Source organism: Acinetobacter sp. V102_4, from assembly GCF_031799005.1.
In the GTDB taxonomy this organism is placed as follows: domain Bacteria; phylum Pseudomonadota; class Gammaproteobacteria; order Pseudomonadales; family Moraxellaceae; genus Acinetobacter; species Acinetobacter calcoaceticus.
In genome coordinates this window covers 222,357-245,884 of record NZ_JAVQNR010000052.1, presented here as the reverse complement: position 1 = coordinate 245,884, position 23,528 = coordinate 222,357, and the positions used below count along the sequence as shown (strand labels likewise).

Sequence of the window (23,528 nt, the reverse complement as noted above, 5' to 3'; positions counted from 1 at the left end):
TAAATATATTGGCTGCTCCCTTTAATTGCCAATTAAGGTTAGAAAATGAAGATATTAGTTCGTAATTTAGATCGTGCTGTGAGTGAAACTGAAATTTTAGAGTTATTCAAAGCATTTGGTAAAGTTGAAACGTGTGTTCTTGTTACTGATAAAGACACAGGTAAATCGAAAGGTTTTGGTTTTGTTGAAATGCCTAACCCACGTGAAGCAATTAAGGCCATTAAAGGCTTAAACCTGCTTAAAGTTAAAGGCAATGGAATTCGCGTTAAAGCAGCTGAAGAGTAAGTCTTTGTTGTGAAAAGACAGTTTTTAGCTCTTTCGATTGTCGCGCCAAATGGTACTCGTATCGCTGAAGGTATAAAAACACTTGAATTGCGTTCATGGGTACCTACAAAACTGCCAATCAAAGATCTATTAATTGTCGAGAACCAAAAGTTTTTGGTTAAAGATACTGATGAAGAAGAGGGAGTTGCTGTCGCTTTGGTTGATGTCGACTCTATTCATGCTTGGCGAAATGATGAAATTGAGCCAGCATGTGCAACTGCTTGGAGTGAGGGATATTTTGCTTGGGTTTTAAGTAATGTTCGTCCTATAAAGCAGCCTTTAAAAACTTTAGCTAAACGTAAAATTTATCAAGTTGAGCTGGATTTACCATAAATAACGTTGATTTTATTAATGGAGTCGTTAAGCTAAAGATTAGCTGTTGCAATAGCGATTTTAAAACAGGAAAGTTTAGTTATGTCACGTGTTGCTCGTTATCATGCCGATCGTACCAATCAGAAGCTCTATTTTGCGCGCTTAGCGTGTCAACAGGCTGAACAGACCGATCATGTGCAGCAGATACAAGCTCACCGTGAAGCAGCTGTATTTCACCTACATGGTGCAATGTTAGCTTTCTTGCAAGAATTGGTACGTTATTATCGTTTAAATGATTTACAACCTACCTTAAAATCTATTGAGGAACATATGGCGGCAAAAGGTCAGGTTTCTCCTGAAGTCTCTGTTTTGCAGCAATTGGCAAAAGATGGTTTCGTTGCTGAGTTAAAGCGAGCTTATCGTATGTGCCAATATGCGCCGGAACCAAAAGAGCCGACCCCTGAAGAAGAGACATCCTCTAACCTGATTATCAAAGTAACTCAAGGTCCTCAATCTTGGTTGCCTGATGTCAAAATTTTGCGCGAATGGCATCGAGAATTAACCCATTTAATTGATGGTTTTCGTAATGAAATGGTCGAGTTCTAAAATTAAACTGCCCTAGTGCTTGAAATTTGGTGTGGATGTGCCTATATAAATAAGACAAGAGATGCAAAGTGCAAGGGTGCTTTGCCACCATGTTGAAACATGGAGGAAGTATATGTCTATACAGCAATTGAAAGAGTTATTTGGAAATCAAGAAGCAGTGTTGGAATTAGTCCAACTTGAAGGTGGTGAACTTGCCTTGCGTAATGCCGGTTCTGAGAATGAACCCTTGGTCAAAATTCAATTTAGCGATGAAGTAAAAGCAATCTTAGGTGAACAAACACCTGTGGTTGCCCAACATATGATTCAGGCTGCATTGTTTGGACTGCTTGAGAAGCAGGTAAATGAGTGGCAGGCTGAGGTAGTAGACGAACAGCCTAAATTCTTGAGCTAATAAAAAGCGTACTCTTGAGTACGCTTTTTATATCAGTTAATGAATAGTTGACTGATGGGCAAGCTCGATCTGATTTACTATATGATGGCTCATATTCTTTGCCATTTCCTCTTTAGCATAGAACACTTCACCAATATTCTCATCTCGAATGATAGCCGCTTCTTCTTTACTTTCTGCGCAAATTAACACCTGAATTTGAGGGTTTAATTGCTTAGCAATCGCCACAATACGGTGAATATCTAGAATATCCATAGGTGAAATCACCAAGAGCCGTGCATGCATGATATGTGCTTGAATTAAAACACTTGGCTCAGTTGCAACACCACTGACAGCTGCAATATTCGAATGACGTAGCTTTTCTACGATTTCACGATTTTCTTCTGCAATAACGACCTTAATATTCTCGTTAATTAAATTTTCAGTGATACGTCGTCCCACACCGCCATATCCTACAATGACGACTTGATCGCGTAAGTAAGCTTGATCGACTTCATCAGGTAACATTGCTAATGGGTCACCACTACGCTCAAGAAGACGAGCTAAGTGAGAGCGCTCACGAATCCAGCGTTGTACTGGTTCAATTGCAGAGAATATAAAAGAGTTCAGCGTAATTGAAAATAAAGCACCGGCCAGAATTAGGTTTTGTGCTTCTAAAGTTAATAAACCTAAGGAGACACCGAGAGTCGCTAAAATAAATGAGAACTCACCAATTTGGGCCAAACTCGCGCCAACTGTAAGGGCTGTATTAAGTGGATAGCGAAAGAATAAAACCAAAGCCATTGCAGCAAGTGTTTTACCTACCATAATAATGGCGATAACGGCCAAAATATGTAGCGGACGTTCAACAAGAATATGTGGGTCAAAAAGCATTCCCACAGAGACAAAAAACAGAATTGAGAAAATTTCACGTAGTGGAAGCGTTTCTTCTTCTGCGCGGTGGCTAAAGTCTGACTCTTTAACAACCATCCCCGCAAAGAAAGCCCCTAATGCCATTGAAACCCCAAAAATGGCATAAGACCCATAGGCGATTGAAACAGCAGCCGCAACAACGGTCAGGGTAAATAACTCTCTTGAACCTAAACGAGCAACAAACTGCATGATGATAGGAACAACGCGTTTACCTACAATCAGCATAAAGGCAATAAAGCCAACTACTTTTAATAAAGTGAGCCCAAGGGTTAGCCAGATATTACTATCTGCACCTTCTGGTGCTTTCCCACCGAGTAAAACTGCTGTAGCCGGAAGGAGTACTAAAACAAGTACCATGACTAAATCTTCGACTAACAGCCAACCTACAGCAATTTTGCCGTTAACTGAATCTAAAAGACCTCGGTCTCCTAAAGCTTTTAATAATACAACAGTACTCGCACATGACAGACTTAAGCCAAAAACGAGTGCAGAACCAAAGCTCCAGCCCCATAGCATGGATACGCCAACTCCCAATAGAGTGGCGACCGCAATTTGTAAAATCGCGCCTGGTACAGCAATACGGCGAACGAGCAATAGGTCATTTAATGAAAAGTGCATACCTACACCAAACATCAGGAACATGACCCCGAGTTCTGCAAGCTGGTTAGCAAGATGCATATCAGCTTCTATGCCGGGTGTATTTGGACTAATAATAATTCCGGCAATTAAATAGCCGATAAGAGGGGGAAGTCGTAATCGGGCTGCAAGATAACCAAAGAAGAGGGCAACACCGAAACCAACAGCAAGTAAAACAATTAAATCTACGTCATGCGGCACTAAAAACTCCTTTTACGTGAGTTAGGCTAAAGACAAGCATAAAAAATGCCAAGGCGAAATATGTGGAAAGTTTAACAAAAAAAAGCCAGGTATAAAAAAAATGCAAAAAAAAACGACCTCATTGTGAAGTCGTTTTTTTCGAGGCTAAAATTATTTGATTTTAGCTTCTTTGAAAATCACGTGTTGACGGATTTTTGGATCAAATTTTTTGATTTCCATTTTTTCCGGCATAGTACGTTTGTTTTTAGTCGTGGTATAGAAATAACCTGTACCAGCTGTAGAAACGAGACGAATCTTATCACGCATTGTTCAGACTCCTTAGATCTTTTGACCTTGAGCACGAAGGTCTGCAACAACCTTTTCGATACCCAATTTGTCAATAATACGCATACCTTTAGTGGTTAAACGAAGACGTACAAAACGTTTTTCGCTTTCTAACCAGAAACGGTGGTGGTGCAGGTTCGGCTCGAACCGGCGCTTGGTTTTGTTGTTGGCGTGTGAGACGTTGTTACCAACGACTGGACGCTTGCCGGTAACTTGGCAAACCTTAGACATGGTGTAACTCCATTGATTCAGCCAACAGCAAATCTGTGGCCAGTCATACTAAATGTAAACGGATGAATTCATTCAAGGGGCGTTTTATACCAAAAATACGATTAAAAGACAAGCGGAATTGGTAAAAACGAGGCATGATTTAGTATAACAGATCATGCCTTGATCAGTTAGCGCAACAAGGTTTTCGAAATGAAACGATGAATGGGCTTATTGAACGGTGGAAGAATGTATTTAAGACTATAAAGTTTTGGATTTGACATCACCGAACGTTCATGAGAAAGACTGAAAAAGCCCTCTGGTCCGTGATATTTACCCATACCTGATGCGCCAATTCCTCCAAAGGGTAAATCATCCTGAGCCACATGGGTAATGACCATGTTGATTCCGAAATGTCCTGAGTGGGTGTGCTGCGCAACATAATCAGCACGCGCCTGATCATAGTCGAAATAATACATGGCTAAAGGACGTGGACGACTATTAATAAATTCGATGACTTCTTCTATTTGATCATATTCTAAAATTGGTAGAACGGGACCAAAAATTTCATTTTGCATAATATCCATTGCAGTTGTTACGCCTGTAACTAAAGTCGGTGCAATTTTACGGACATCATCTAAAATTTCATTTTGTGGGTTAATTTCCACAATACGAGCACCTTGATCGCGGGCATTTTCAAGGTAACCCTGAATACGGTTGTATTGCTTGTCATTAATAATAGAAGTGTAATCTTGATTATTGCGGAAATGTGGGTACATACCAGCCACAATCAATTTAAAGTTTTCGATGAACTCAGCAGTTTTTCCGCGCGGTAAGAAAATATGGTCAGGTGCAACACAAGTTTGTCCTGCATTCCATAATTTACCTACAGCAATACGTTGAGCCACATCTTTCATATCCATAGATACATGCACAAGTGCAGGAGATTTTCCGCCTAACTCAAGAATCACTGGAACTAGGTTTTGAGCTGCGGCTGCCATCACTGTTTTACCAACAGAAGTTGAGCCTGTGAAAATCATTTTGTCAAAAGGCAAATGACTAAAAGCATCTGAAATAACGCCACCACCATTTACTACAGCAACTAATTCTTGTGGGAATGCTTCTGCTAATACACTTTCAAGGACTCGCCCAAAATTTGGAGAGGCACTAGAAATCTTGATCATGGCATGGTTGCCCGCTGCCAACGCACAGATTAATGGTCCAACTGAAAGCAGCAATGGGTAGTTCCATGGTGTAATAATACCAATTACACCCATAGGTTGATATTGTACCCAACCTTTTGCTGGTTGATGTAATACACTGATATGGCGTTTTGAAGGTTTCATCCACGCTGTCAGATGTTTGCTGTAATATTTGATTTGTTCCAAACTGGTGAGTAACTCACCAATTTTTGTTTCCATAACTGCACGATTGCCATAATCAAGGTTAATTGCGTCGGCAATCTGATCTTGATATTTTACCAAGACTCTTTTAAGACGAGCTAAACGATCAATACGCTCTTTAGCAGTGGGTACCGGATGACGTAAATAAGCAAGCTTTTGATGTTCAAGCAAGTCATGTAAATGCTTAACATCATAAGGAAGCTGAGTCTCTGGATTTGTTTTTGTTTGACTGTTCATCGGTACTTACCAAATACATTGATATGTTTATTTTTTAGAGTAAATACTCTAAATAGTCAAGTCAGTTTATGTGTTCAAGTCTTAACCATTTGAATTATTAAAGGTTATTAAAATGTCTCAACCTAAAGCTCTGAAGACAAAAGACCGGATTTTACAAATCAGTTTGCAGCTTTTTAACGAGCGAGGTGAACGGTCGGTTACAACCAATCATATTGCTGCGGAGTTAGGTATCAGTCCCGGGAACTTGTATTATCATTTCCGGAACAAGCATGAAATTATTAAGGAATTGATGTATCAATATCAGGCCGAGACTTTGGAAGTACTTTCTTTACCTGACGATAGACCATTAACGACTAATGATAAAATCAACTATTTTCAAGTGCTCAGTGGCCAGTTATGGAGTTACCGTTTTATTCATCGCGATGTTTATCATTTAGTTGAAAGTAACGAAGACTTTAAAAAGATTTATCCACGTTTTGCAGGGCAAGTCATGCAACAGGGGCAAAGAATTTATCAAGCCTTTGTGGATGCTGGTCTTATGAAAATGACAGCGTCAGAAATTGAAGCACTCATTATTAACCTCTGGATTGTATTAACAAACTGGACAAACTTTTTATATATGTCTGGTCATATCAGTGACAATAACCATCTAGAAGAAAAATGGGTTTGGCAAGCATTACGCCAAATGGTTTTCCTTGAAGGGCCTTATCTTATGGGTGAAAGCCGAGCAACTTATGAGCAGTTGCTTGAATCTCTTGGCCCTTCAGATCTATTTGCTAGCTTATCGTCCTTAAAAGACGAATAGTTGTGCTTGTTTATTTAGGGCGCTAGAATACTCGGCCTATTAAAAAATTTATCTCAATTAAGTGATATTAACCAAATGAATATGACCACTGCCAATACAGCCCGTTTACTGATTACTTGTGAAGACAAGCCAGGGATCGTACAAGCGGTATCGAGCTTTTTGTATCACCAAGGTGCAAACATTACCGCGCTTGATCAGTATGCGACGGAAGCTCAGGGCGGACGTTATTTCATGCGTGTTGAATTTGAACTTGATCATTTACAGTCGCGTAAAGATGCCTTAATTCAAACTTTTGCTGCGAACGTTGCGGAGCGTTATAGCATGCAATGGCGTCTTGCTTTCGTAGGCGATGTTAAAAAAGTTGGTATTTTAGTTTCTAAAGTTGACCATGCATTGCTTGAGTTGTTATGGCGTCATGCACGCGGTTCGTTACCTTGTGAAATTACTCATGTCATTTCAAATCATGAAGATTTACGTGAATCTGTCGAAAACTTCGGTATTCCATTTTCTGTAATTAAAGTCACTAAAGACAATAAAGCTGAAGCTTATGCGCAAATTGATGAAATGATGCAAGGCAACGATTTATTAGTTCTTGCACGTTACATGCAGATTTTAAGCGAAGATTTTGTTGCGAAATGGGAAATGAAAATCATCAATATTCACCATTCTTTCTTGCCAGCTTTTGTGGGGGCTAACCCATATAAGCAAGCTTATGAAAAAGGTGTGAAGTTGATTGGTGCGACAGCTCACTATGTTACTGCTGATCTTGATCAAGGTCCAATTATTGAGCAAGACGTTGAGCGTGTGAGTCATGACTATAATGTTGAGCAATTACGTGAGCTTGGTGAAGATGTAGAGCGTAATGTATTGGCTCGCGCAGTGAAGTGGCATTTAGAAGACCGTATTATTGTTGATGGTAATAAGACTGTTGTTTTTTAAATAACCGCTATCTTAAAAAAGCACGCTTTATGCGTGTTTTTTTATATTTAAAATATTAATGAAATAATATAACATATCAATAATTGAGTTGGTTTGTGATAGCATTGGTTTTGTTCAATATGAAGTTATTCAAGCAATATAAGTTTGATTAAGTGAATGATGAGCAAGTGATCAACACTGATGTAACTATGAGAAAACTAAAGCAAAGACACTTAATAGATACAAATGGGTGACATAGCACAGATGATTTTCTCAAAAAATAGTTGCAAATGAAAACACTTCTCATTTATTATTGTGGCACTTTATTGTTCTATCCGATGTTTGAAATCGTTTCTATAAATAGAAAGCTGAAATCATCATCCATTAGGTAATTAGATTCTTATGAGTCAATCTTCCGCAGCCTTAAACTCTCCCAATCCGATGAAAAAGAAAGTCATCACAGCACTAATTGCAGTTGCAATTGGTCATATCGGGGTTTTATGGGCAGTCAGCCATATTAAGCCTGCTGAGTTAAAGCCAATCGAGAAGAAACCTTTACAGGTACGTTTCGTAAAAATTCAAGAGCAACCAAAACCATTACCTCCTAAGCCAAAGGAACCGCCAAAAAAAACGGAACCTAAAAAAGAGGTAAAAGAAGTTAAAGTTGTTGAAAAACCTGTGACTCCACCGAAAAAAGTGGAAAAGATTCAACAGGTGAAAAAGGCTGAGACACCAAAAGAAACAGTAAAGACAGAACCTAAAGTTGAAACCAAAGTGGTGACAACGACGACTACTGTTACTGAAAAAGTCGTTGAAAAACCAAAACCAGTAGTACAGGAAGCGCCTAAAGCTCAACCTGCTCCAGATCCATCACCAAAACGAGTTTCGATTGGTGGTTCGGGTGTGCAATGGAGTCGTTCACCACGATTAACAGTTTCTTCAAAAGATTTACAAGGCGAAGCACGCTCTATCATGGTACTGATTGAAGCCGATGAAAAAGGCAAGATTATTAATGTGCGAGTGACCAGAAGTAGTGGTATTTCAAGTCTAGATGACAAAGTTGTCCGTGCTGTTCGCGGTGCGAAATTTAAACCTTATATGGAAAACGGGGTTGCTTACCCAATTAAAGCAGAGCAACCTTTTGATTTAACCCCTTAAATGAATTTGAGTCCCAACGGCTAACCTTAATCAGGAGTTCAATATGAACTTTTCAATCTATTGGCAACATGCAGATGCAGTGAGTAAAACCCTGTATTTCATCTTATTGGCAATGTCGATTGCTACCTGGACAGTTTTCATCTTACGTTTGATGGGGACTCGCCAATTAAAGCAACAAGCTTATGCTCAACTTTCTCAGGCTATCACTTCGCTAAAAGCAAAGTTACAACCATTAAGTTTTGAGCAACGTAAAGCGGTTGCAGAGCAGGCGCTACTTCGTCAAATTTCTGCTGAAAAAGTCAATGCTGAGAAAGGTATTTCTGTTTTAGGAACAATTGCTTCAATTGCACCATTCGTTGGTTTGTTTGGTACGGTATGGGGTATTTTCCATGCACTTGTTGCAGTAGGTAAAAGTGGACAAGCAGGTTTGGCTCAAGTGGCTACACCAGTAGGTGAAGCACTTATTATGACAGGCCTTGGTCTTGCAGTTGCGATTCCTGCGGTATTGGCTTATAACATCTGTGTACGCGCTAACCGTGGCCTTGCTCATGATTTACAAGATCAAGCACACAGCTTATTAATTGACACGATGTTGCAGCAAGATTCTACTGTAAAGTCTGATGTTAAAACTGCACAGCAAAGTTATGTTGGAGGTCAAGCTTAATGGCTTTTCAATTGGGTGAAGACCACGATAGTGGCATAAATGAGATGAACCTCATTCCGCTAATCGACATTATGTTGGTGTTAATGATCATCTTTTTGGTCACAGCAACAGTTGCCAACCCATCGATTCCATTAACGCTTCCTAAAACAACTGCTGAAATTATTGATCCACCACCAAAAGCAATTACGATTAGTATTAATGCAAATGGTGAAGTGGCTTGGGATACTCAAGTAATTAGCCTAGATGAGCTTCAAAAACGTTTTCAAGAAGCGGGTCAAGGCGATGTTAAACCAACAGTTCAACTTCGTGCTGATAAAGAGTCGAAGTACGATACTGTTGCACAGGTAATGTCTCGCGCAAGTGAAGCCGGACTGAGCGATATTGCCTTTGTCAGTGAAAACTAAAATTTAGTTTACTCAATAAAAAAGCAACCTCATTGGTTGCTTTTTTATTGCTCTAATTTATTGATCTTTCATAAGGTGCTGGAATTTACTATATAGCTTGAGCAACTTAGGTGGAATCGCAAAGTTGCAATAACCTTGTGAAGGATTCTTTGCATAGTAATTCTGATGATATTCTTCGGCTGGATAGAACGTCGGAACAGGAGACAACTCAGTCACAATATCAAGATCATCATCTTTTAGCGTTTGAATCGTATGTTCCGCTGCCTGCTTTTGCTCTTCATTATAATAGTAAATAACAGAGCGATATTGCGTGCCGATATCATTACCTTGGCGATTTAAAGTCGTTGGATCGTGAGTCGCGAAGAATACATCGAGTAACTGGGAGTATGTTACTTGCTCTTCATCAAAATCTACTAAGATCACCTCAGCATGCTGAGTATCTCCTTGGCAGACTTGCTCGTAGGTAGGATTAGTCGTGTGCCCACCTGCGTAACCACTAGTTACTTTTTCTACACCGCGTATTTGTAAAAATACAGCTTCGACGCACCAAAAACAGCCGCCGCCAAATAATGCCTGTTGCATTGTTTTTTCCTCTATTTCCTGCCTATTACAATAGGGTTTATGTATTTAAAATACAAAGTAAAGCATGTATAAAAAAGTAAAGAAAAGTGCATTACTTATTTCGGTTTTGGTAAACCTTGTCGAACGATTTGAGAGAAATGTTCGCTACTCTGATCTGAAAGCTGTTCAAAATTTTCAGTACGTGGGTTGATGTGTGCAATTTGATACCACTGTTTTAAACTGATAGTTTGATTAAGTGCTTTAAGATCATATAAATAATTAGGTAAGTAACCTGAAGCGATTAGACGGTAATCTTTAGGAAGTTGATAGGGATTAATCGCTTGAACCATATCAAAAATTAAGGTGGTGCAGTTACTAGTGAGGGTGTTGTACCACTTTGGTTCTGCACGAAGTTCATCGGATTTCTTTAGATATTCTAAAAATAAAGCCTTTTGCTCGCGACGTGGCATGTTGATAGGAAAATTATAAACTTGCTCTTTGCGGATGTTACTACGCGTATAGACAATATCTTTTTCATCAGAAGCAATTAAGCTAAGTTCATATTTTCTAAAAAAACCACCAATTGCCGAAAATTCTTCGGTTTTTTCTTTACGAATCTCGATTGAGAACACTAAAGGTTGCTGATTGGTAAATTCAAAGCTGACCAATGTATGGGCAATTTGTGGTCCCATCCAGTAAGAGGCAATAATGTTTATGCCATTCAACTGGTTAAGATCAAAGGTTCGAGTTTCCCACCGAACATCATAGGTTCCATCGGGATGCCAGTTGAAGTTACGAACATTATGCAGGGTAATCACATCGCCATGCTTTTCGTAGCTCAGCATATTGGCAACTTCAGGGTTCCAGTCGCGGTCTTGACGTGCAGTAATTGAAAAATACCAAACGAGAGAACAAGCAAACGCGAGAAGATAGATTAGGATGTCTATACGGCGGCTAATAATATGGCCTTCAACATATAAGCCAGCCATACTGAGCGCAAAAGCAATCCAGATACCAATAAGTATGCGGCTGCCTAACCAGCCAAAAGGTTGTTGAACCCAGAGCGCTACACATACCCAAATGCTAGAGAGCACAATAAACAGCGTGAATAGACTATGTAATAGCCCCAAAAGTAGGGCAGTAATAAATTCACGTGTTCCGATATTGTGCATAGGCATCCATAGAATTATTTTTTATAAGTAGCAAACTCGAATGAAGTTCCTGATTTTTCATCAACTTGCTGTTCACTCGCAGTTTTATGAAATTCACTCGGTATTGTTGGATAATGTGCATCACCTTGCACATCTAAGTCAACATGAGTGAGTTCAAGACGGTCTGCAATCGACAAAGTCTGCTTGAATATCTCACCACCACCAATAATGAACAGTGCCTGCTTTTCAGTATTTTTCACATCTTCTAAAGCTGCATTTAAAGCATCTTCAATTGAATAGGCAACTTTAACACCGTCAAATTGCCAGTTAATGTCACGGGTAATCACCCAGTTCACACGGTTGGGTAGAGCACGCCCCATAGACTCAAGGGTTTTACGGCCCATCACGACTACACCGCCTTGGGTGATTTCTTTAAAGTGTTTTAAGTCGGCAGAAATATGCCATGGCAACGCATTGCCTTTACCAATACAGTGGTTTTTGTCCATTGCCACAACGTGAACAACTTCTACATTTTGCCATGCCATAATCTTATTCTCTAAACCGTAATCTAATGAAATTTGAGTCGTCGTTATACTGCAACTGGTGCTTTAATTGCAGGATGTGACTCATAACCTACAATTTCAACATCTTCAAATTTGAAATCAAATAAGTCTTTTACTTCTGGATTCAGTTTCAATTGGCAGAGTGGTAAAGGTTCACGTGTCAATTGAAGTTGTGCTTGTTCAAAATGATTGACATAAAGATGCGTATCACCGCCTGTCCAAACAAAGTCACCTACTCCTAAACCGCACACTTGAGCAATCATATGGGTGAGTAGAGCATAACTGGCAATGTTAAAAGGCACGCCTAAAAACACGTCTGCACTACGTTGATAAAGCTGGCATGACAATTTGTTATTTTGTACGAAAAATTGAAAAAGTGTATGGCAAGGTGGTAAAGCCACTTGTCCAGCTTCGTTTGGATTCCAGCCGGAAATAATTAAACGGCGTGAATTCGGATTGGTTTTGATTTCATTAATTAACCATTTAATTTGGTCAAAACCATCTTGGTTATAAGTACCATCGGCATTTTTGGTTGCGCCGAAATTACGCCATTGATGACCATACACCGGTCCAAGTTCATGTTCTGGGCGGCCAAAACGGGCAGTTTGTTCTGCTGTTGCCCATTCATCCCAAATTGATACTTTATTATCTTTTAGATATTGGACATTGGTGTCGCCTTTTAAAAACCAAAGTAACTCAATCACAATAGAACGGAAGTGAACTTTTTTTGTGGTGAGTAAAGGAAAACCTTTAGAGAGATCAAAACGCATTTGATGACCAAATACAGAACGGGTTCCTGTGCCTGTACGGTCGCCTTTGTCACCGCCATTATCAAGGATATGTTGTAGAAGGTCTAAATATGCACGCATAACACTCTCGAGTTCGGATTAATTCCATAAAATAAAAGGGGGAGATAGCTCAATGATAAATAATTACGCAATAGAGCTGCTTCATCATGAACCACTGAAGATGATACCTGTTGTAGCTCAAGATGAAAATCTAAAAATGGTTCTATGGCATTTCAATGGACGTAATTAGTCAAATCGCTTGGCGCGATTTTGATAAATCGAAACAAGAAAGAAGCCAACCAGTACAAAGCCTAAAGCTTGTATCGCAAGAATCCATTTATGCTGAGCAGGAAGCAGATACATCAAAATAACAACGATAAAAATAGGATAGATGCTGCTTAAAAGTCTAAAGCTCGATTTATATGATTTGTTATTTGAAATTTTGCTATTTAAGTAATGTCCAACATGTAAACCAAAACCGAAAATAAGGCTGAGTACAGTATAGATAGGAGATAGGGGCTGAACTTGATTAGCTATGTAAACTGCCACACAAACGGCAACAATGAAGATGAGTTTGATATGGCGCGGAGCGTTGTACCAATAAGCCAACATGAAAACTAAACCTATTTCTTAAAAAGCGATTGCGGTGAAAAAATAAAAGCTGCAAGTGCCATAAAAGCAATTCCTTGAACGCCCCAGATCAGTAAGTTAGGCATCGCTTTAACAAAAATAAGGGCAAATAACAGCGCGATAGGTATCCAAGTCAACAGGCGGTAAAATAACCCAGTCGGATTTTTTTGAGCAAAGTGCAATTTAAAGTAACGACAGATTAAAAAAATTACCCCAGTTCCAGTAAACATCAGAATCGTATCTAAAGGCAGCGGTTGGTATTGATATAGCGCAATACAAATAAGCAGCGTAATAATTAAAATCACTAGTTTTTTAAATGTCGGGACTTGCGTGTTAAACCAGAATTCCAGCATGGTATATCTTCATCTTGGGAGAGTAAAAACTGTAGCATAAAAAAAGAAAAGAGGAGCCGAAACTCCTCTAATTTAGATATTAACTATTCTTTTGTGGACCCCAGTCGTAAATTTTCTTTTGGTAGGCGTACCACATCATCCAAAGGCCAATCAGCAACATTGGAATTGTTAGAATTTGTCCTTTTGTCATCCAGCCTAATAGAATAAAACCTTGGTCGGCATCTGGCTGACGGAAGAATTCCATCACAAAGCGGGCAACGCCATATCCCATTAAAAATAGGGCAGAAACAGCCATACGTGGACGTGGTTTTGAACTAAACCACCACAAGATAATAAATAGAATTAAACCTTCACAAAGCGCTTGATAGATTTGTGATGGATGGCGAACTAGGTGTAACGGATCTGTCGGGAAAATCATACCAAATGGATAATTTGGGTCAGTTACCGCACGACCATATAACTCTCCACCAATAAAGTTACCAATGCGTCCGAACATTAAGCCAGTCGGTACACAAGGAGCAATAAAGTCGAGGGTTTGAAACCATGTTTTTTGGTATTTTTTACACCAAAATAGCATAGCAATCATGACGCCTAAAAAGCCGCCATGGAAACTCATACCGCCTGTCCAGACTTGAAATAGCCAAATCGGGTTTTCGAGGAATTTATCAAACTCATAGAAAAGGACATAGCCGACACGACCGCCCAGAACGACACCTAGAGCACCGTAAAATACCAGATCGGAAACCATGTCCGATGTCCAGCCATCACGCTGTTTGGCACGGTAGGAAGCAAGTCCCCAAGCACATAAAAATGCTAATAAATACATGAGTCCATACCAATGGACTTGAAGAGGTCCTAAGTGTATTGCGACCGGATCGATATTAGGATAGGTCAGCATTGCTGCTCCTTGATCTTACGTTTTGACAGATTGTAGCGGAATGATGTGAAAAATGTTGTACATTCAATGTGTAAAGATAGGGAACAAGAATTAATGTGTATTGTGGCTTTAGCATGGCATGTTCTGGATGATCTGCCCTTGTGTCTTATGTCAAATCGAGACGAGTTTTATCATCGCCCCACAGCTTTGTTGCATCAGTGGGAACATACGCCAATTGTTGCAGGGCAGGACTTACAGTCCAGTGGTACTTGGATGGGGGTTACGCCTCAAGGCCGATGGGCTGTTTTAACCAACTTCCGTGATGGGCGAGACCAAAAAACTTATGAAACTTCTCGAGGGCATTTAGTTCAGGCTTTTTTAGAGTCTGATTTATTACCTATTCGTTTTGCACAACAATTAGAACAGCAGCAACAGAACTTTGCTGGCTTTAATTTGTTTATGGGCAATGCTGATCAGGCTGTTTATATGAGTAACCGTGGTGAAGCTCCTCAAGTTTTAGCCAATGGAGTCTATGTGGTTTCTAATGGCTTGATGTCTGATCATTGGGAAAAAACCAGACATTTACGAACACGGTTTACGCAAGAGTTTTTGCCTATGCTTCAACACCAGACAGAAGAATTAACCTTGCAAAATGCAGCGTGGGATATTCTGGAAGATGAGCGCAAGGTCACAACGGCATTATTGCCGAATACTGGCATTCAAGCAGAAATGGAAGAGTTATTATCATCCACCTTTATTCAAAGTCCTGTGTATGGCACACGTTGTTCGAACTTTCTAAGAATGACTAATAATGAATGGCTTTGGTTGGAAAAGACCCAACAAGGTGAGCACAGCGGTCAAATTGTGCAGCAGCAGATTCTCTTAAATCGATAGTAATAAAAATGCCGATCAATTGACCGGCATTTTTATAAGCATAAACAAATTAGCCTGCAATCACACCGCCATCTTTACGGGTAATCACAACAGTTGCTGAACGTGGACGTGCAGTTTTATTGCTTGGATCTTTTTGAGTTGCAGGCCAGTTACTGTCTGGTGTCGCATAACTCTTAGAATCTTCACCAGGATGTTGAACATTAATAAAGATTGCTTTGTGGTCAGGTGTCATGGCGATACCTGTAATTTCACACTGCTTCGGTCCAACCAAGAAACGGCGTAATGTTGAGTCTGTAACTTTAGCGCCGACTAGTGTTTGTTGGCCATTTGAAGTGGTTGCAGTAGCGCCATCACCAATCTGGCCAGGTAGTGCAGCAAGCATCATACAGTTGGTGACATCGGTATAGGCACCATCGTCTGTTTGAATCCAAAGCACACCACGTGGGTCAAACCACATACCATCTGGTGAAGACAAATCGTTATTGTCAGTTAAACCAGATAGGTTGATGTTTGATGCCATAGATGCTTCTGCGCCGAACAGATAGATATCCCATTTGAAGGTTTCAGCAGTGGTTTTGTCATCGGTTTCTTTAAAACGGATAATATGACCGTTCACATTACCTTTTTGCTCTTTGGTGCCGTTATATAAATCTGTGTAGTTACGTGGGTTGGCTGCGTCTGTTGGGTAGTCTTTACCACGATTTGAGTTGTTGGTAAGAGTTACATAGATTTCGCCATTCACTGGGTTAACAGTACACCATTCTGGGCGGTCCATTTTTGTAGCACCGACAGCGTCGCCAGCTAAACGCGCAAATGTAACAACGTCCGCTTGAGATTTGAATGGGTAAGTGGTGTTGCTTTCATTTAAGCCGTTTTTGCCATAGGCAAGTTCAATCCATTGACCTGACCCATCGTTATTAAATTTGGCAACATACAATTTACCCGCGTTCATATATTTGTCACCGACCGTATAGCCGCCGTTTACATCTTTGGCATCCCATACAGCGGTAGAGACAAATTTATAGATGTATTCTCCGCGAGAGTCATCACCCATATAAAATGCTAATGGTTGACCTACAACGGCACGGCAAGCACTATCTTCATGTGCAAAGCGACCTAATGAGGTACGTTTAACAGGATTTTGGCGAACATCAAACGGATCAATCTCGACCATCCAGCCGAATGTATTAGGTCCATTGCGGTAGTCTTGTGTCGGCTGTGCAGCTTTTACATCAGCATTCCAACGGTCATATAAGTCTTGTGATTCAACTTGACCAATTGCCGTTTCCCAGCCATAACGCGAACTTGTGCCTAAATAAATTTGTCGCCCTTGTTCATCAACGTTAGGGATTAACTCACCATTTTTATCTTTTAAATAAATAACCTTGCCATCTTTATCTTTTTTAGGCGCACCTTTTTCATCTTTCTCGTAAAGATATGGTTCATCTTTTTTAACGCCTAAACCGTAACGTTTTAATGCAATTTTTTCTGCATCTGTACGTGCATATTCATCGCTACCTGAACGTTGGAAATAACCAATAAAGTTTTCTTCGGTAGTTAAATATGTGCCCCAAGGGGTATAACCATTACCGCAGTTATTATGTGTGCCTCGAGTTTGACGGCCAGCAGGCGAGAAACGAGTTGCAAGTAGGCTAGAACCAGCAGCAGCACCTGCAAACTCCATTACAGTAGACGCTGTAATACGACGGTTAAAAATAGATTTTTTATCAATTACTACTTTTTGAGTTGCTGCATCTTTTTTGATATGAACGACAGATACGCCGTGTGCATTGGTTTCACGAATCACTTCATCTTCAGGGCGACGTCCATCAACTTTTGTTGGACCTTTGGGATGAAGGAAGGTCTGATTAATATATTCGTGATTCATCACTAACAAACCTTCAGCTGAAACACTTTCATCAAAGCGGCTTGTCGATGTATTTAAACCAAAGAAATGCATGCCGTCATGACAGTCACCAGAACGGAACTGGAAGCTTGGACCAGATGGGATATTATTGTCGTCCCAGTCACCAAACGCAGGGTTGATTGAATCACCTAAAGCGTAAATGACATTGGCTTCATAACCTTCAGGTACAGTCACAATATCGTTGTGGTTTTTTGCGACTGCCGTAAAGGTTAATTTTTCTGGTCTTTTATTTGGGTCTACAGGTGGGGTTCCACCGTTGTTCGAACCAGAGTCATCATCACTATCATTACAGCCAGTTAATGTAGAAGCTAAAGTTAATGCTACAGCGCCACTTGCTGCTTTGGTGATTAAACTACGACGGCTTACATGTTGTTCTAAAATGTCACGGAAGTGGATGTTGTCTGAAGTATTGTTATCCAGTTCTTGGTCTTCATGATATGGCGTCAGCTCTGTCATGGGAAATTCCTAAGTAAGTAAGTAAATAAAGAGATTGTTCTAAAAGTCTTCATGAGCTTAGGTTGTGAATGTGACGTGGCGTTGACGTTTTGATGATAAGTTAGTTAAAACTTCAGTGATTTTTCATTTTTATAAAAACTGCGAGCTTATCTAAAAAACATTAAAGCTGACCTTAGCCAGCTATAATGTTTGGAGCATATTAAAAATTATTTGGTTATGACTGATGGTGCAATTGGGTCTGCTGTAATATAGCCCACGTTAGCGCTATAACCATTGTTATAATTTTGGTTAATTAATGCCTTAACATCCTCAGGTACACTGCTGCTATCGCCTGGGTGCTGGAAGTTACTCATGATATAAGTCCAACCATTGATTGAATCTACCGCATGCAAGCCAGTCGATTCTGCACCTGCTGGTGTAGAAAGTAGTCGGATTAACTCTTTGGTATCTACATTGTATGCCCATAAGAAGTTATTAACATGATTACCTGAATCTTCACCAATGAATAATGTACGTAAAGTTTCAGAGAACTTCAGATTGTCTGGGCTGGCAATTTTGTCTGGATGAGCTGTATTACCTAAACTATCTTTCGCAGCAAGATCTTCACCCATTAATAACATATATGAGTAAAGAGGGACCCATTCACTATTAATTGAGCTGCCTTCATTGTCTGTAAAGCTATTACCCAACTTGTGTGCAAGAACCCCACCAGCAGTAATTTTTTTAGAGAACCCTACATTATGTTCTGCAAGATAACCCTTACCGCCAACAACCATTGAATCTTGAATATTAGCTAAAGCAGAGTAGGCCACTTTATCTTTAATATTCACGTTTGTTCCTTCCATCTTGGTGAACGCCATACTTGCACCTTTTAGTGCTGCATAACGATGTGTTTCCAAGAAGGCTGCTGCTTTTTCCATACCTGGTTTAAGTTTGACCCAAAGCGTTTTCTTTGCCAAAGTAATTTCAGTATAGCTGGCATCATTTGGGTTCGTTGTTAAACTTTCCATAATGTCAGTTGACTTAATCCCACCTGCAACTAAATCTTCAATTTCTTTACTTGTCGCATGACCAAGTTTGATCCATTGAATACTCGCAGTTGAAGTTTCAGTTAAAGTATTGATGTATTTAGCGACATACAGCGTACCTGCAGATAAGTCTTTTTCTTTGTCAGCAACGAACATGAAGAAACCACCATTTGTGTAGTCATCTCCCATAAGTGCTGTGCGATTGTCTGGCATCACATGAATAAGTTCATGAGAAATACGGCCTAAGCAGTAATGCTTTTTAATGCTACCAGTACCATCAAGGTTAACTGTTACTTCTGGCAAATGACCGTAGTTATATGGGTTTGCTTTAGTTTCATCACCAAAGAAGTATTTACCAAGATATTTTGGATCTGTACCACCAATGCCTTGATTGAATGCATCAGGTTCATACTCTTCACTTGATAAGTGAGTATTCCAAGGCGATAGGCTAGCACCGCAAGTGATCCATAAACCGTGTACTGGTGCAGTATCAACGTTGAAGTATTTTTTAAGTTCTAGATGACCAGTTTTTTGGTCTTGATCTAAAGTCAAAATTGCAATTGGCGATGGTAGTTGGCCATAAGTATCTCCACCTGCTTGGTCCTTTGAGTTGTACTCAAATTGAACAACATGGAATACAGGATTTGCTACACCATCAACTTTCGCACCTTCTAACTGAATTAATGATGAACCATCTGGACAGTCTGAAAAGAACTGACGCTCTTTACCCGCAACAGACTTATCCATAATTGGATTGCCGTTAACATCAAAATAACCACCAGCGATAATTGTTCCACCACCATGCTTTGGTACGCTATCACCAGTTTTAAAGAACGGTTTATAAGCAAGTTGGTACTCAGTACTGGTTGAGTTTTCCCAATCAATTTTTAATTTAGAATTTACTAAAGTTGTTGCACGGTCTGCTGCTGCTGTTGGAGCTGACATTGCCGTAAATTTTGCATTTTTTAATTTGCTTGGTTGCGGTGTTGGAGTGACTACAGAACTGTCATCACTATCATTACAACCTGCTAACGTTACTGCCGTAGCCATCGCCCCTAATGGTAGAAAAGGAATCCCCGAGAACCATTTTAAAATTTCGCGACGCGTTGGTTGAGTAGAAGCAGTTGTCATAAGAAATCCGTAAATTTTGTGGGTATATTTGTTGAGTTGATTCTATGGCCTGAAAATGACAATTTTCTTACATTTTTAAGTCACTTTGAAGACAGTTTATGGCTTTGTAGATTGAAAAGTACTCCAAAAGAAAAAAGCCTGAACTTCGATCTTCAGGCTTTTTTTATATTCATTTTATTCAGCAGAATGAGTTTTTCTTTTCTCAAGAATTTTACCAAAGAGCAATCCGAGCTCAAAAAGCAACCACATTGGAATGGCCAACATCACCATAGAAATTGCATCTGGCGGGGTAATGAACATGGCTACAAAAAAGCATCCCACAATAATAAAACGTCTTTTTTCAGCAAGACTTTTTGTGTCTACTACGCCTATTAAAATGAGTAGTAGGGTTGCAATTGGAATTTCAAAAGTGAGACCAAAAACTAAAAATAGCTTTAAGCAAAAGCTTAAATAGCTATTAATATCTGTCATAGGTGCGACGGTTTCAGGCGATACGCTAATAAAGAAATGTAAAATTGCAGGAAGGGTAATGTAATATGCGAAAGCAACTCCGGCATAGAACAAAACAATACTGCCAATGAGTAACGGAATCGCTAAATGTCGTTCTTTTTGATACAACGCAGGGCGAACAAAAGACCATATCTCATAAAGAATAAATGGCATAGCTAACACGAGCGCGACAAATAAATTTAATTTAAATGGAGCCATAAAGGTTGCAGTCACATCTGTAGCGATCATTGAAGATGATGCCGGAAGTTGCAGCCTTAAAGGTTCAGATAATAGTTGGTATGTATTATTTCGAAAGGGTAATAAACAAAAGAATAAAAATAATGTTACCCCAACAATTCTAAATAAATGACGTCTTAAAATAACCAAATGGCTCATGATAGGCATTTGGTCTAGATTTTCCTGAGAATTTACAGTCGTTGAAGGCAGTTGGTTCATACGGCAATCTTCAATTTAACGGGGGGTGTTTCTAAAGTGTCGCTTTGAGATGCCAAAGGTGTAAATTTGGCAAGAAAGGGCACTTCATAATGGCCCGACACAGGGGAGTACATTATAGATTGAGATATAGTTTCAGCTACCTCAGCTTTTTCTGAGTTGTCTGAAGTAGTCTGTTTTTGTATTTCTTCAAGTTGTTGCTGTACTTTACGTTCAAGTGCTTCAATGCGGTTGAGCTCTTCTTGCATTTCTTTTCGAAATTCAGAAAGACGCAACTCTTGATCAATCTCATTTTGCAAATTGGTAATATAACGTTTTAGACGGACATACCAACGACCAGCAAAGCGTGCAGCTTCTGGAAGTTTATCCGGACCTAAAACTAAAATTGCAATAATTGCAAAACAGAGTAGCTCTGTCATTCCTACATCAAGCATGGTGGAAAACCTTTAGCTTTTCACTGATGTGCTGTCAGGGGTTTTGACTTGGGCATCAATTGTACGTGGAGTATTAAGAGCAGCAGCTTCGTCTTCTTCACGAACTGATTTTTTAAAGTCTTTTACTGCACCGCCTACGTCTTTACCGATATTTTTTAATTTAGATGTACCGAATAATAAAATAACGACAATTGCAAAAATAACGACGTGCCAAATAGATAAACCGGCCATGATCTTATACCTCTTTTCAGTTCGCTTTATATCAACAGGTTGCCATGACAGGAATGTGACATTTATATGTCATTTTTAAGACAATGGCCGTCAGTCAAAATCTAAAAAGATGGGTTCTAGAAAGGATGTGTTTGGTTTTTTTAATTTAGAAAGAGTTAAAAAAGAGAAGCTTAAATTACTTGAAAAGGAGAGTACATTTCACTTTGAAAAGGTGTAGCATAACAAACTGATTTTGAGAGGTGAGAGGAGCAAACGTGGCGTTATTACTGCCAATATTGGCGTTTATCACTGGACTTTTACTTGCCCAGACTTCTCTTTCAGAAACGATAAAACCTATCCTTTCAGCTTGGCTCGCACGCTTACTTATTCCCGTTGTTATTATTTACAACATGGTATTTTATCAACCGGGTAGTTTAAGTTTAATGCTGTTTAGCTTTGGTTCAGCATTTCTTATTTTCTTTGCTTATTTAGCTTTATTTAAAGACAGATTATTAGCACTTTGTGCAAGTTATACCAACATGGGGTGGCTCGGTTTTCCTTTTGCCATGGCTTTATTTGGTCCCCAAGCCACGGCGCCTATTGTGGCGTTATATATTGGTATGTCGCTGTTCGGAAATGCATGGGCAGTTACAGCAGTAACGACTGCACCGCAAAGTAAGCTCAATATATTAAAAAAAGTTTTGTCTTCTCCACCATGTATTTCAATATTCGTTGCGCTTCTACTTAGACTTCTTGGTGCTCAACATATTGAACATCCTGCTATACACTGGGTTTATGAAGTTGCCAAGTTCGCAATGACTTTTGCTGGGATGTGTGTATTGGGAATGTGGCTGCGCCGTACACGAGTGCATTTAAAAGACTTAATCTACAGTACAAAAGCACAAGCTTTTAAGGTGGTGTGTGGTTTTATTCTTTGTGGATTAACGTATAGATTTTTACCGATTCCCAATATGAGCCAGCACATTGGTGTGATGTTTTTAATGTTCTGTCTACCACCAGCGGCCAATATTGTAGCGCTAGAAACACATTATCAAGGAACAGGAAGATCTGCGGCTTATATTGCTTCTGGGACGATTGTGAGTTGTGTGTGTATTGCGATTTATGCGGTGTTTTTACACTTGTTCGTCTAATCTTTATTTAATTCTAAGTTTCCTAAACTTGCTTGTGCGAAGGCGGCATGGATGCCGCCATGTCACTGCCTTGCGCTGATTTCCAAAGCAGTGCTTTGGAAATCGCTCAGGATGTGCCATCAGTCTAACAAAAGATTTTTGCTTACTTTTCATCTTTGAAAAGTAAGGTTTGCCTATACAAAGTTTAATATGTTTTAACGCTGCATATTGTGGCTATATGAACAACTTACTTCTGCAAACTCTCTCTAAATAACTGCATCGCGTGTCCACGATGACTAATCTTATTTTTGTCTTCTTTAGACAGCTCAGCACTAGAAACTTGCAATTCAGGCAACCAGAACAGTGGGTCATAACCAAAGCCATTTTCACCACGAGCAGCTTCTAAAATTTCGCCGTGCCAAATGCCTTGGAAAATTTGTGGCAAAGGATCTTCTGCATGAGTTACTAAAGCAAGTACACATACGAACATGCCTTCAATCACTTCACCATTTTTACGAAATGGTAAAAGGTCATTTAATAATTTTGCATTGTTGGCAGCATCGTCTCCATGTTCTCCAGCATAGCGTGCTGAGTAAATACCGGGTGCGCCACCTAAGACAGGAACGCAAATACCAGAGTCATCAGCCATAGCAGGTTTGCCTGAAATTTGAGAGGCATGGCGAGCTTTAATAATGGCATTTTCAATAAAGCTTAAACCATCTTCAATTGCATCAGGAATATTAAGGCGACCTTGAGGAATAATTTCTACAGGTAATTTAAGCTGTTCAAAAAGTTTTTCAAACTCTGCGACTTTACCTTTGTTATTGCTGGCAAGAACTAAACTGCCCTGATCAAACCAATGTGGGGTAGACATAATAAAACCAAACTTTATAGCTAATATCGAACGTGAGTTATGTTACGTGTTTTTTAAGAGGGGATATAGAGGGAAATAAA

Annotated in this window: 27 protein-coding genes and 1 pseudogene; 11 read left to right on the top strand and 17 right to left on the bottom strand. The window is 39.6% G+C overall.

Going from position 1 to position 23,528, the window contains the following annotated elements; all coding sequences use genetic code 11:
• Positions 1-45 precede the first annotated feature (45 nt).
• The 4 genes from RMB13_RS19760 (at position 46) to RMB13_RS19745 (ending at position 1,633) form a co-directional block, all read left to right on the top strand.
• Entirely contained in the window at positions 46-285 is a 240-nt protein-coding gene (locus RMB13_RS19760) for an RNA-binding protein (protein WP_003654760.1), read from the top strand.
• Positions 286-294: 9 nt separating this feature from the next.
• The gene (locus RMB13_RS19755; protein ID WP_311086135.1) at positions 295-657 is read left to right on the top strand and encodes an ASCH domain-containing protein; all 363 of its coding nucleotides are present in this window, start codon (positions 295-297) and stop codon (positions 655-657) included.
• A gap of 81 nt (positions 658-738) precedes the next feature.
• Entirely contained in the window at positions 739-1,242 is a 504-nt protein-coding gene (locus RMB13_RS19750) for a DUF6586 family protein (protein WP_003654765.1), read from the top strand.
• A 112-nt stretch (positions 1,243-1,354) separates the two neighbouring features.
• Positions 1,355-1,633 (top strand): hypothetical protein, encoded by a 279-nt coding sequence (locus RMB13_RS19745; RefSeq protein WP_003654767.1) that lies wholly within the window; start codon positions 1,355-1,357, stop codon positions 1,631-1,633.
• A 36-nt stretch (positions 1,634-1,669) separates the two neighbouring features.
• Here RMB13_RS19745 and RMB13_RS19740 read toward each other — a convergent pair whose 3' ends face one another.
• From RMB13_RS19740 to RMB13_RS19725, 4 genes are all read right to left on the bottom strand, one after another.
• Positions 1,670-3,379, bottom strand: a complete 1,710-nt coding sequence (locus tag RMB13_RS19740) for a cation:proton antiporter (RefSeq protein WP_311086134.1) — start codon at positions 3,377-3,379, stop codon at positions 1,670-1,672.
• A gap of 150 nt (positions 3,380-3,529) precedes the next feature.
• Positions 3,530-3,685 carry a 50S ribosomal protein L33 gene (gene rpmG, locus RMB13_RS19735; RefSeq protein ID WP_003654787.1) on the bottom strand — a complete coding sequence of 52 codons (156 nt, stop codon included), beginning with the start codon at positions 3,683-3,685 and terminating at the stop codon, positions 3,530-3,532.
• Between the two features lie 12 nt (positions 3,686-3,697).
• Positions 3,698-3,934: a 50S ribosomal protein L28 gene (gene rpmB / locus RMB13_RS19730; RefSeq protein ID WP_000048256.1), complete on the bottom strand. Its 237-nt coding sequence runs from the start codon at positions 3,932-3,934 to the stop codon at positions 3,698-3,700.
• Positions 3,935-4,101: 167 nt separating this feature from the next.
• Positions 4,102-5,550, bottom strand: a complete 1,449-nt coding sequence (locus RMB13_RS19725; protein ID WP_311086133.1) for a coniferyl aldehyde dehydrogenase — start codon at positions 5,548-5,550, stop codon at positions 4,102-4,104.
• 112 nt (positions 5,551-5,662) lie between these two features.
• Between RMB13_RS19725 and RMB13_RS19720 the strand changes: the two genes are divergently transcribed.
• The 5 genes from RMB13_RS19720 to RMB13_RS19700 all read left to right on the top strand — a co-directional run bounded on the left by RMB13_RS19720 (position 5,663) and on the right by RMB13_RS19700 (position 9,499).
• Complete coding sequence (locus RMB13_RS19720) at positions 5,663-6,355, top strand: TetR/AcrR family transcriptional regulator (protein ID WP_003654791.1); 693 nt, start codon at positions 5,663-5,665, stop codon at positions 6,353-6,355.
• A 75-nt stretch (positions 6,356-6,430) separates the two neighbouring features.
• On the top strand, positions 6,431-7,294 hold the full coding sequence (gene purU / locus RMB13_RS19715; RefSeq protein WP_004641036.1) for a formyltetrahydrofolate deformylase: 864 nt from the start codon (positions 6,431-6,433) through the stop codon (positions 7,292-7,294).
• Between the two features lie 381 nt (positions 7,295-7,675).
• Positions 7,676-8,431, top strand: a complete 756-nt coding sequence (locus RMB13_RS19710; RefSeq protein WP_311086132.1) for a TonB family protein — start codon at positions 7,676-7,678, stop codon at positions 8,429-8,431.
• A 43-nt stretch (positions 8,432-8,474) separates the two neighbouring features.
• Positions 8,475-9,095, top strand: a complete 621-nt coding sequence (locus RMB13_RS19705; RefSeq protein ID WP_004641039.1) for a MotA/TolQ/ExbB proton channel family protein — start codon at positions 8,475-8,477, stop codon at positions 9,093-9,095.
• Positions 9,095-9,499: a biopolymer transporter ExbD gene (locus RMB13_RS19700; protein WP_003654800.1), complete on the top strand. Its 405-nt coding sequence runs from the start codon at positions 9,095-9,097 to the stop codon at positions 9,497-9,499. Before RMB13_RS19705 ends, RMB13_RS19700 begins: the two co-directional genes overlap by 1 nt.
• A gap of 57 nt (positions 9,500-9,556) precedes the next feature.
• Here the strand turns inward: RMB13_RS19700 and msrA are convergent, their stop codons facing one another.
• From msrA to lgt, 7 genes and pseudogenes are all read right to left on the bottom strand, one after another.
• Positions 9,557-10,081 (bottom strand): peptide-methionine (S)-S-oxide reductase MsrA, encoded by a 525-nt coding sequence (gene msrA / locus RMB13_RS19695; protein WP_005036987.1) that lies wholly within the window; start codon positions 10,079-10,081, stop codon positions 9,557-9,559.
• Between the two features lie 95 nt (positions 10,082-10,176).
• Positions 10,177-11,232, bottom strand: coding sequence for a DUF4105 domain-containing protein (locus RMB13_RS19690; protein WP_311086131.1), 1,056 nt, complete (start codon positions 11,230-11,232; stop codon positions 10,177-10,179).
• A 14-nt stretch (positions 11,233-11,246) separates the two neighbouring features.
• Entirely contained in the window at positions 11,247-11,756 is a 510-nt protein-coding gene (locus RMB13_RS19685) for a dihydrofolate reductase (protein ID WP_003654807.1), read from the bottom strand.
• A 44-nt stretch (positions 11,757-11,800) separates the two neighbouring features.
• Positions 11,801-12,643, bottom strand: a complete 843-nt coding sequence (thyA, locus tag RMB13_RS19680; RefSeq protein ID WP_311086130.1) for a thymidylate synthase — start codon at positions 12,641-12,643, stop codon at positions 11,801-11,803.
• Between the two features lie 161 nt (positions 12,644-12,804).
• Positions 12,805-13,174 (bottom strand): annotated as a pseudogene (locus tag RMB13_RS19675) (hypothetical protein); the annotation flags it as partial.
• 11 nt (positions 13,175-13,185) lie between these two features.
• On the bottom strand, positions 13,186-13,545 hold the full coding sequence (locus RMB13_RS19670) for a hypothetical protein (protein WP_004641047.1): 360 nt from the start codon (positions 13,543-13,545) through the stop codon (positions 13,186-13,188).
• Positions 13,546-13,624: 79 nt separating this feature from the next.
• Entirely contained in the window at positions 13,625-14,443 is an 819-nt protein-coding gene (gene lgt / locus RMB13_RS19665) for a prolipoprotein diacylglyceryl transferase (protein ID WP_005036980.1), read from the bottom strand.
• A gap of 93 nt (positions 14,444-14,536) precedes the next feature.
• On the opposite strand from lgt, the gene RMB13_RS19660 reads away from it, so the two are divergent.
• Positions 14,537-15,316: an NRDE family protein gene (locus tag RMB13_RS19660; protein WP_311086187.1), complete on the top strand. Its 780-nt coding sequence runs from the start codon at positions 14,537-14,539 to the stop codon at positions 15,314-15,316.
• 49 nt (positions 15,317-15,365) lie between these two features.
• Here RMB13_RS19660 and RMB13_RS19655 read toward each other — a convergent pair whose 3' ends face one another.
• The 5 genes from RMB13_RS19655 to RMB13_RS19635 form a co-directional block, all read right to left on the bottom strand.
• Positions 15,366-17,699 carry a PhoX family phosphatase gene (locus RMB13_RS19655; protein ID WP_311086129.1) on the bottom strand — a complete coding sequence of 778 codons (2,334 nt, stop codon included), beginning with the start codon at positions 17,697-17,699 and terminating at the stop codon, positions 15,366-15,368.
• A 206-nt stretch (positions 17,700-17,905) separates the two neighbouring features.
• Positions 17,906-19,858 carry an alkaline phosphatase PhoX gene (locus RMB13_RS19650; RefSeq protein WP_311086128.1) on the bottom strand — a complete coding sequence of 651 codons (1,953 nt, stop codon included), beginning with the start codon at positions 19,856-19,858 and terminating at the stop codon, positions 17,906-17,908.
• A 174-nt stretch (positions 19,859-20,032) separates the two neighbouring features.
• Positions 20,033-20,803, bottom strand: coding sequence for a twin-arginine translocase subunit TatC (gene tatC, locus RMB13_RS19645; RefSeq protein WP_003654824.1), 771 nt, complete (start codon positions 20,801-20,803; stop codon positions 20,033-20,035).
• Positions 20,800-21,234, bottom strand: a complete 435-nt coding sequence (gene tatB, locus RMB13_RS19640) for a Sec-independent protein translocase protein TatB (RefSeq protein ID WP_198079045.1) — start codon at positions 21,232-21,234, stop codon at positions 20,800-20,802. Before tatB ends, tatC begins: the two co-directional genes overlap by 4 nt.
• 12 nt (positions 21,235-21,246) lie before the next feature.
• A complete protein-coding gene (locus tag RMB13_RS19635; RefSeq protein ID WP_003654829.1) occupies positions 21,247-21,465 on the bottom strand; it encodes a Sec-independent protein translocase subunit TatA in 219 nt (72 codons plus the stop codon).
• A gap of 254 nt (positions 21,466-21,719) precedes the next feature.
• Between RMB13_RS19635 and RMB13_RS19630 the strand changes: the two genes are divergently transcribed.
• On the top strand, positions 21,720-22,595 hold the full coding sequence (locus RMB13_RS19630) for a permease (protein ID WP_311086127.1): 876 nt from the start codon (positions 21,720-21,722) through the stop codon (positions 22,593-22,595).
• Between the two features lie 226 nt (positions 22,596-22,821).
• Here the strand turns inward: RMB13_RS19630 and rdgB are convergent, their stop codons facing one another.
• Entirely contained in the window at positions 22,822-23,448 is a 627-nt protein-coding gene (rdgB, locus tag RMB13_RS19625) for an RdgB/HAM1 family non-canonical purine NTP pyrophosphatase (RefSeq protein ID WP_311086126.1), read from the bottom strand.
• Between the last annotated feature and the right edge of the window lie 80 nt (positions 23,449-23,528).

What these genes read in the sequence shown, in the direction of transcription:
- RMB13_RS19655 (WP_311086129.1), bottom strand. Translation starts at nt 17,699, where the DNA reads ATGACAGAGCTGACGCCATATCATGAAGACCAAGAACTGGATAACAAT.
- RMB13_RS19685 (WP_003654807.1), bottom strand. Translation starts at nt 11,756, where the DNA reads ATGGCATGGCAAAATGTAGAAGTTGTTCACGTTGTGGCAATGGACAAA.
- RMB13_RS19705 (WP_004641039.1), top strand. Translation starts at nt 8,475, where the DNA reads ATGAACTTTTCAATCTATTGGCAACATGCAGATGCAGTGAGTAAAACC.
- msrA (WP_005036987.1), bottom strand. Translation starts at nt 10,081, where the DNA reads ATGCAACAGGCATTATTTGGCGGCGGCTGTTTTTGGTGCGTCGAAGCT.
- thyA (WP_311086130.1), bottom strand. Translation starts at nt 12,643, where the DNA reads ATGCGTGCATATTTAGACCTTCTACAACATATCCTTGATAATGGCGGT.
- RMB13_RS19670 (WP_004641047.1), bottom strand. Translation starts at nt 13,545, where the DNA reads ATGCTGGAATTCTGGTTTAACACGCAAGTCCCGACATTTAAAAAACTA.
- tatC (WP_003654824.1), bottom strand. Translation starts at nt 20,803, where the DNA reads ATGAACCAACTGCCTTCAACGACTGTAAATTCTCAGGAAAATCTAGAC.
- rpmB (WP_000048256.1), bottom strand. Translation starts at nt 3,934, where the DNA reads ATGTCTAAGGTTTGCCAAGTTACCGGCAAGCGTCCAGTCGTTGGTAAC.
- RMB13_RS19720 (WP_003654791.1), top strand. Translation starts at nt 5,663, where the DNA reads ATGTCTCAACCTAAAGCTCTGAAGACAAAAGACCGGATTTTACAAATC.
- rdgB (WP_311086126.1), bottom strand. Translation starts at nt 23,448, where the DNA reads ATGTCTACCCCACATTGGTTTGATCAGGGCAGTTTAGTTCTTGCCAGC.
- RMB13_RS19750 (WP_003654765.1), top strand. Translation starts at nt 739, where the DNA reads ATGTCACGTGTTGCTCGTTATCATGCCGATCGTACCAATCAGAAGCTC.
- purU (WP_004641036.1), top strand. Translation starts at nt 6,431, where the DNA reads ATGAATATGACCACTGCCAATACAGCCCGTTTACTGATTACTTGTGAA.
- lgt (WP_005036980.1), bottom strand. Translation starts at nt 14,443, where the DNA reads ATGCTGACCTATCCTAATATCGATCCGGTCGCAATACACTTAGGACCT.
- RMB13_RS19710 (WP_311086132.1), top strand. Translation starts at nt 7,676, where the DNA reads ATGAGTCAATCTTCCGCAGCCTTAAACTCTCCCAATCCGATGAAAAAG.
- RMB13_RS19650 (WP_311086128.1), bottom strand. Translation starts at nt 19,858, where the DNA reads ATGACAACTGCTTCTACTCAACCAACGCGTCGCGAAATTTTAAAATGG.
- RMB13_RS19725 (WP_311086133.1), bottom strand. Translation starts at nt 5,550, where the DNA reads ATGAACAGTCAAACAAAAACAAATCCAGAGACTCAGCTTCCTTATGAT.
- RMB13_RS19690 (WP_311086131.1), bottom strand. Translation starts at nt 11,232, where the DNA reads ATGCACAATATCGGAACACGTGAATTTATTACTGCCCTACTTTTGGGG.
- RMB13_RS19745 (WP_003654767.1), top strand. Translation starts at nt 1,355, where the DNA reads ATGTCTATACAGCAATTGAAAGAGTTATTTGGAAATCAAGAAGCAGTG.
- RMB13_RS19660 (WP_311086187.1), top strand. Translation starts at nt 14,537, where the DNA reads ATGTGTATTGTGGCTTTAGCATGGCATGTTCTGGATGATCTGCCCTTG.
- RMB13_RS19760 (WP_003654760.1), top strand. Translation starts at nt 46, where the DNA reads ATGAAGATATTAGTTCGTAATTTAGATCGTGCTGTGAGTGAAACTGAA.
- tatB (WP_198079045.1), bottom strand. Translation starts at nt 21,234, where the DNA reads ATGCTTGATGTAGGAATGACAGAGCTACTCTGTTTTGCAATTATTGCA.
- rpmG (WP_003654787.1), bottom strand. Translation starts at nt 3,685, where the DNA reads ATGCGTGATAAGATTCGTCTCGTTTCTACAGCTGGTACAGGTTATTTC.
- RMB13_RS19700 (WP_003654800.1), top strand. Translation starts at nt 9,095, where the DNA reads ATGGCTTTTCAATTGGGTGAAGACCACGATAGTGGCATAAATGAGATG.
- RMB13_RS19635 (WP_003654829.1), bottom strand. Translation starts at nt 21,465, where the DNA reads ATGGCCGGTTTATCTATTTGGCACGTCGTTATTTTTGCAATTGTCGTT.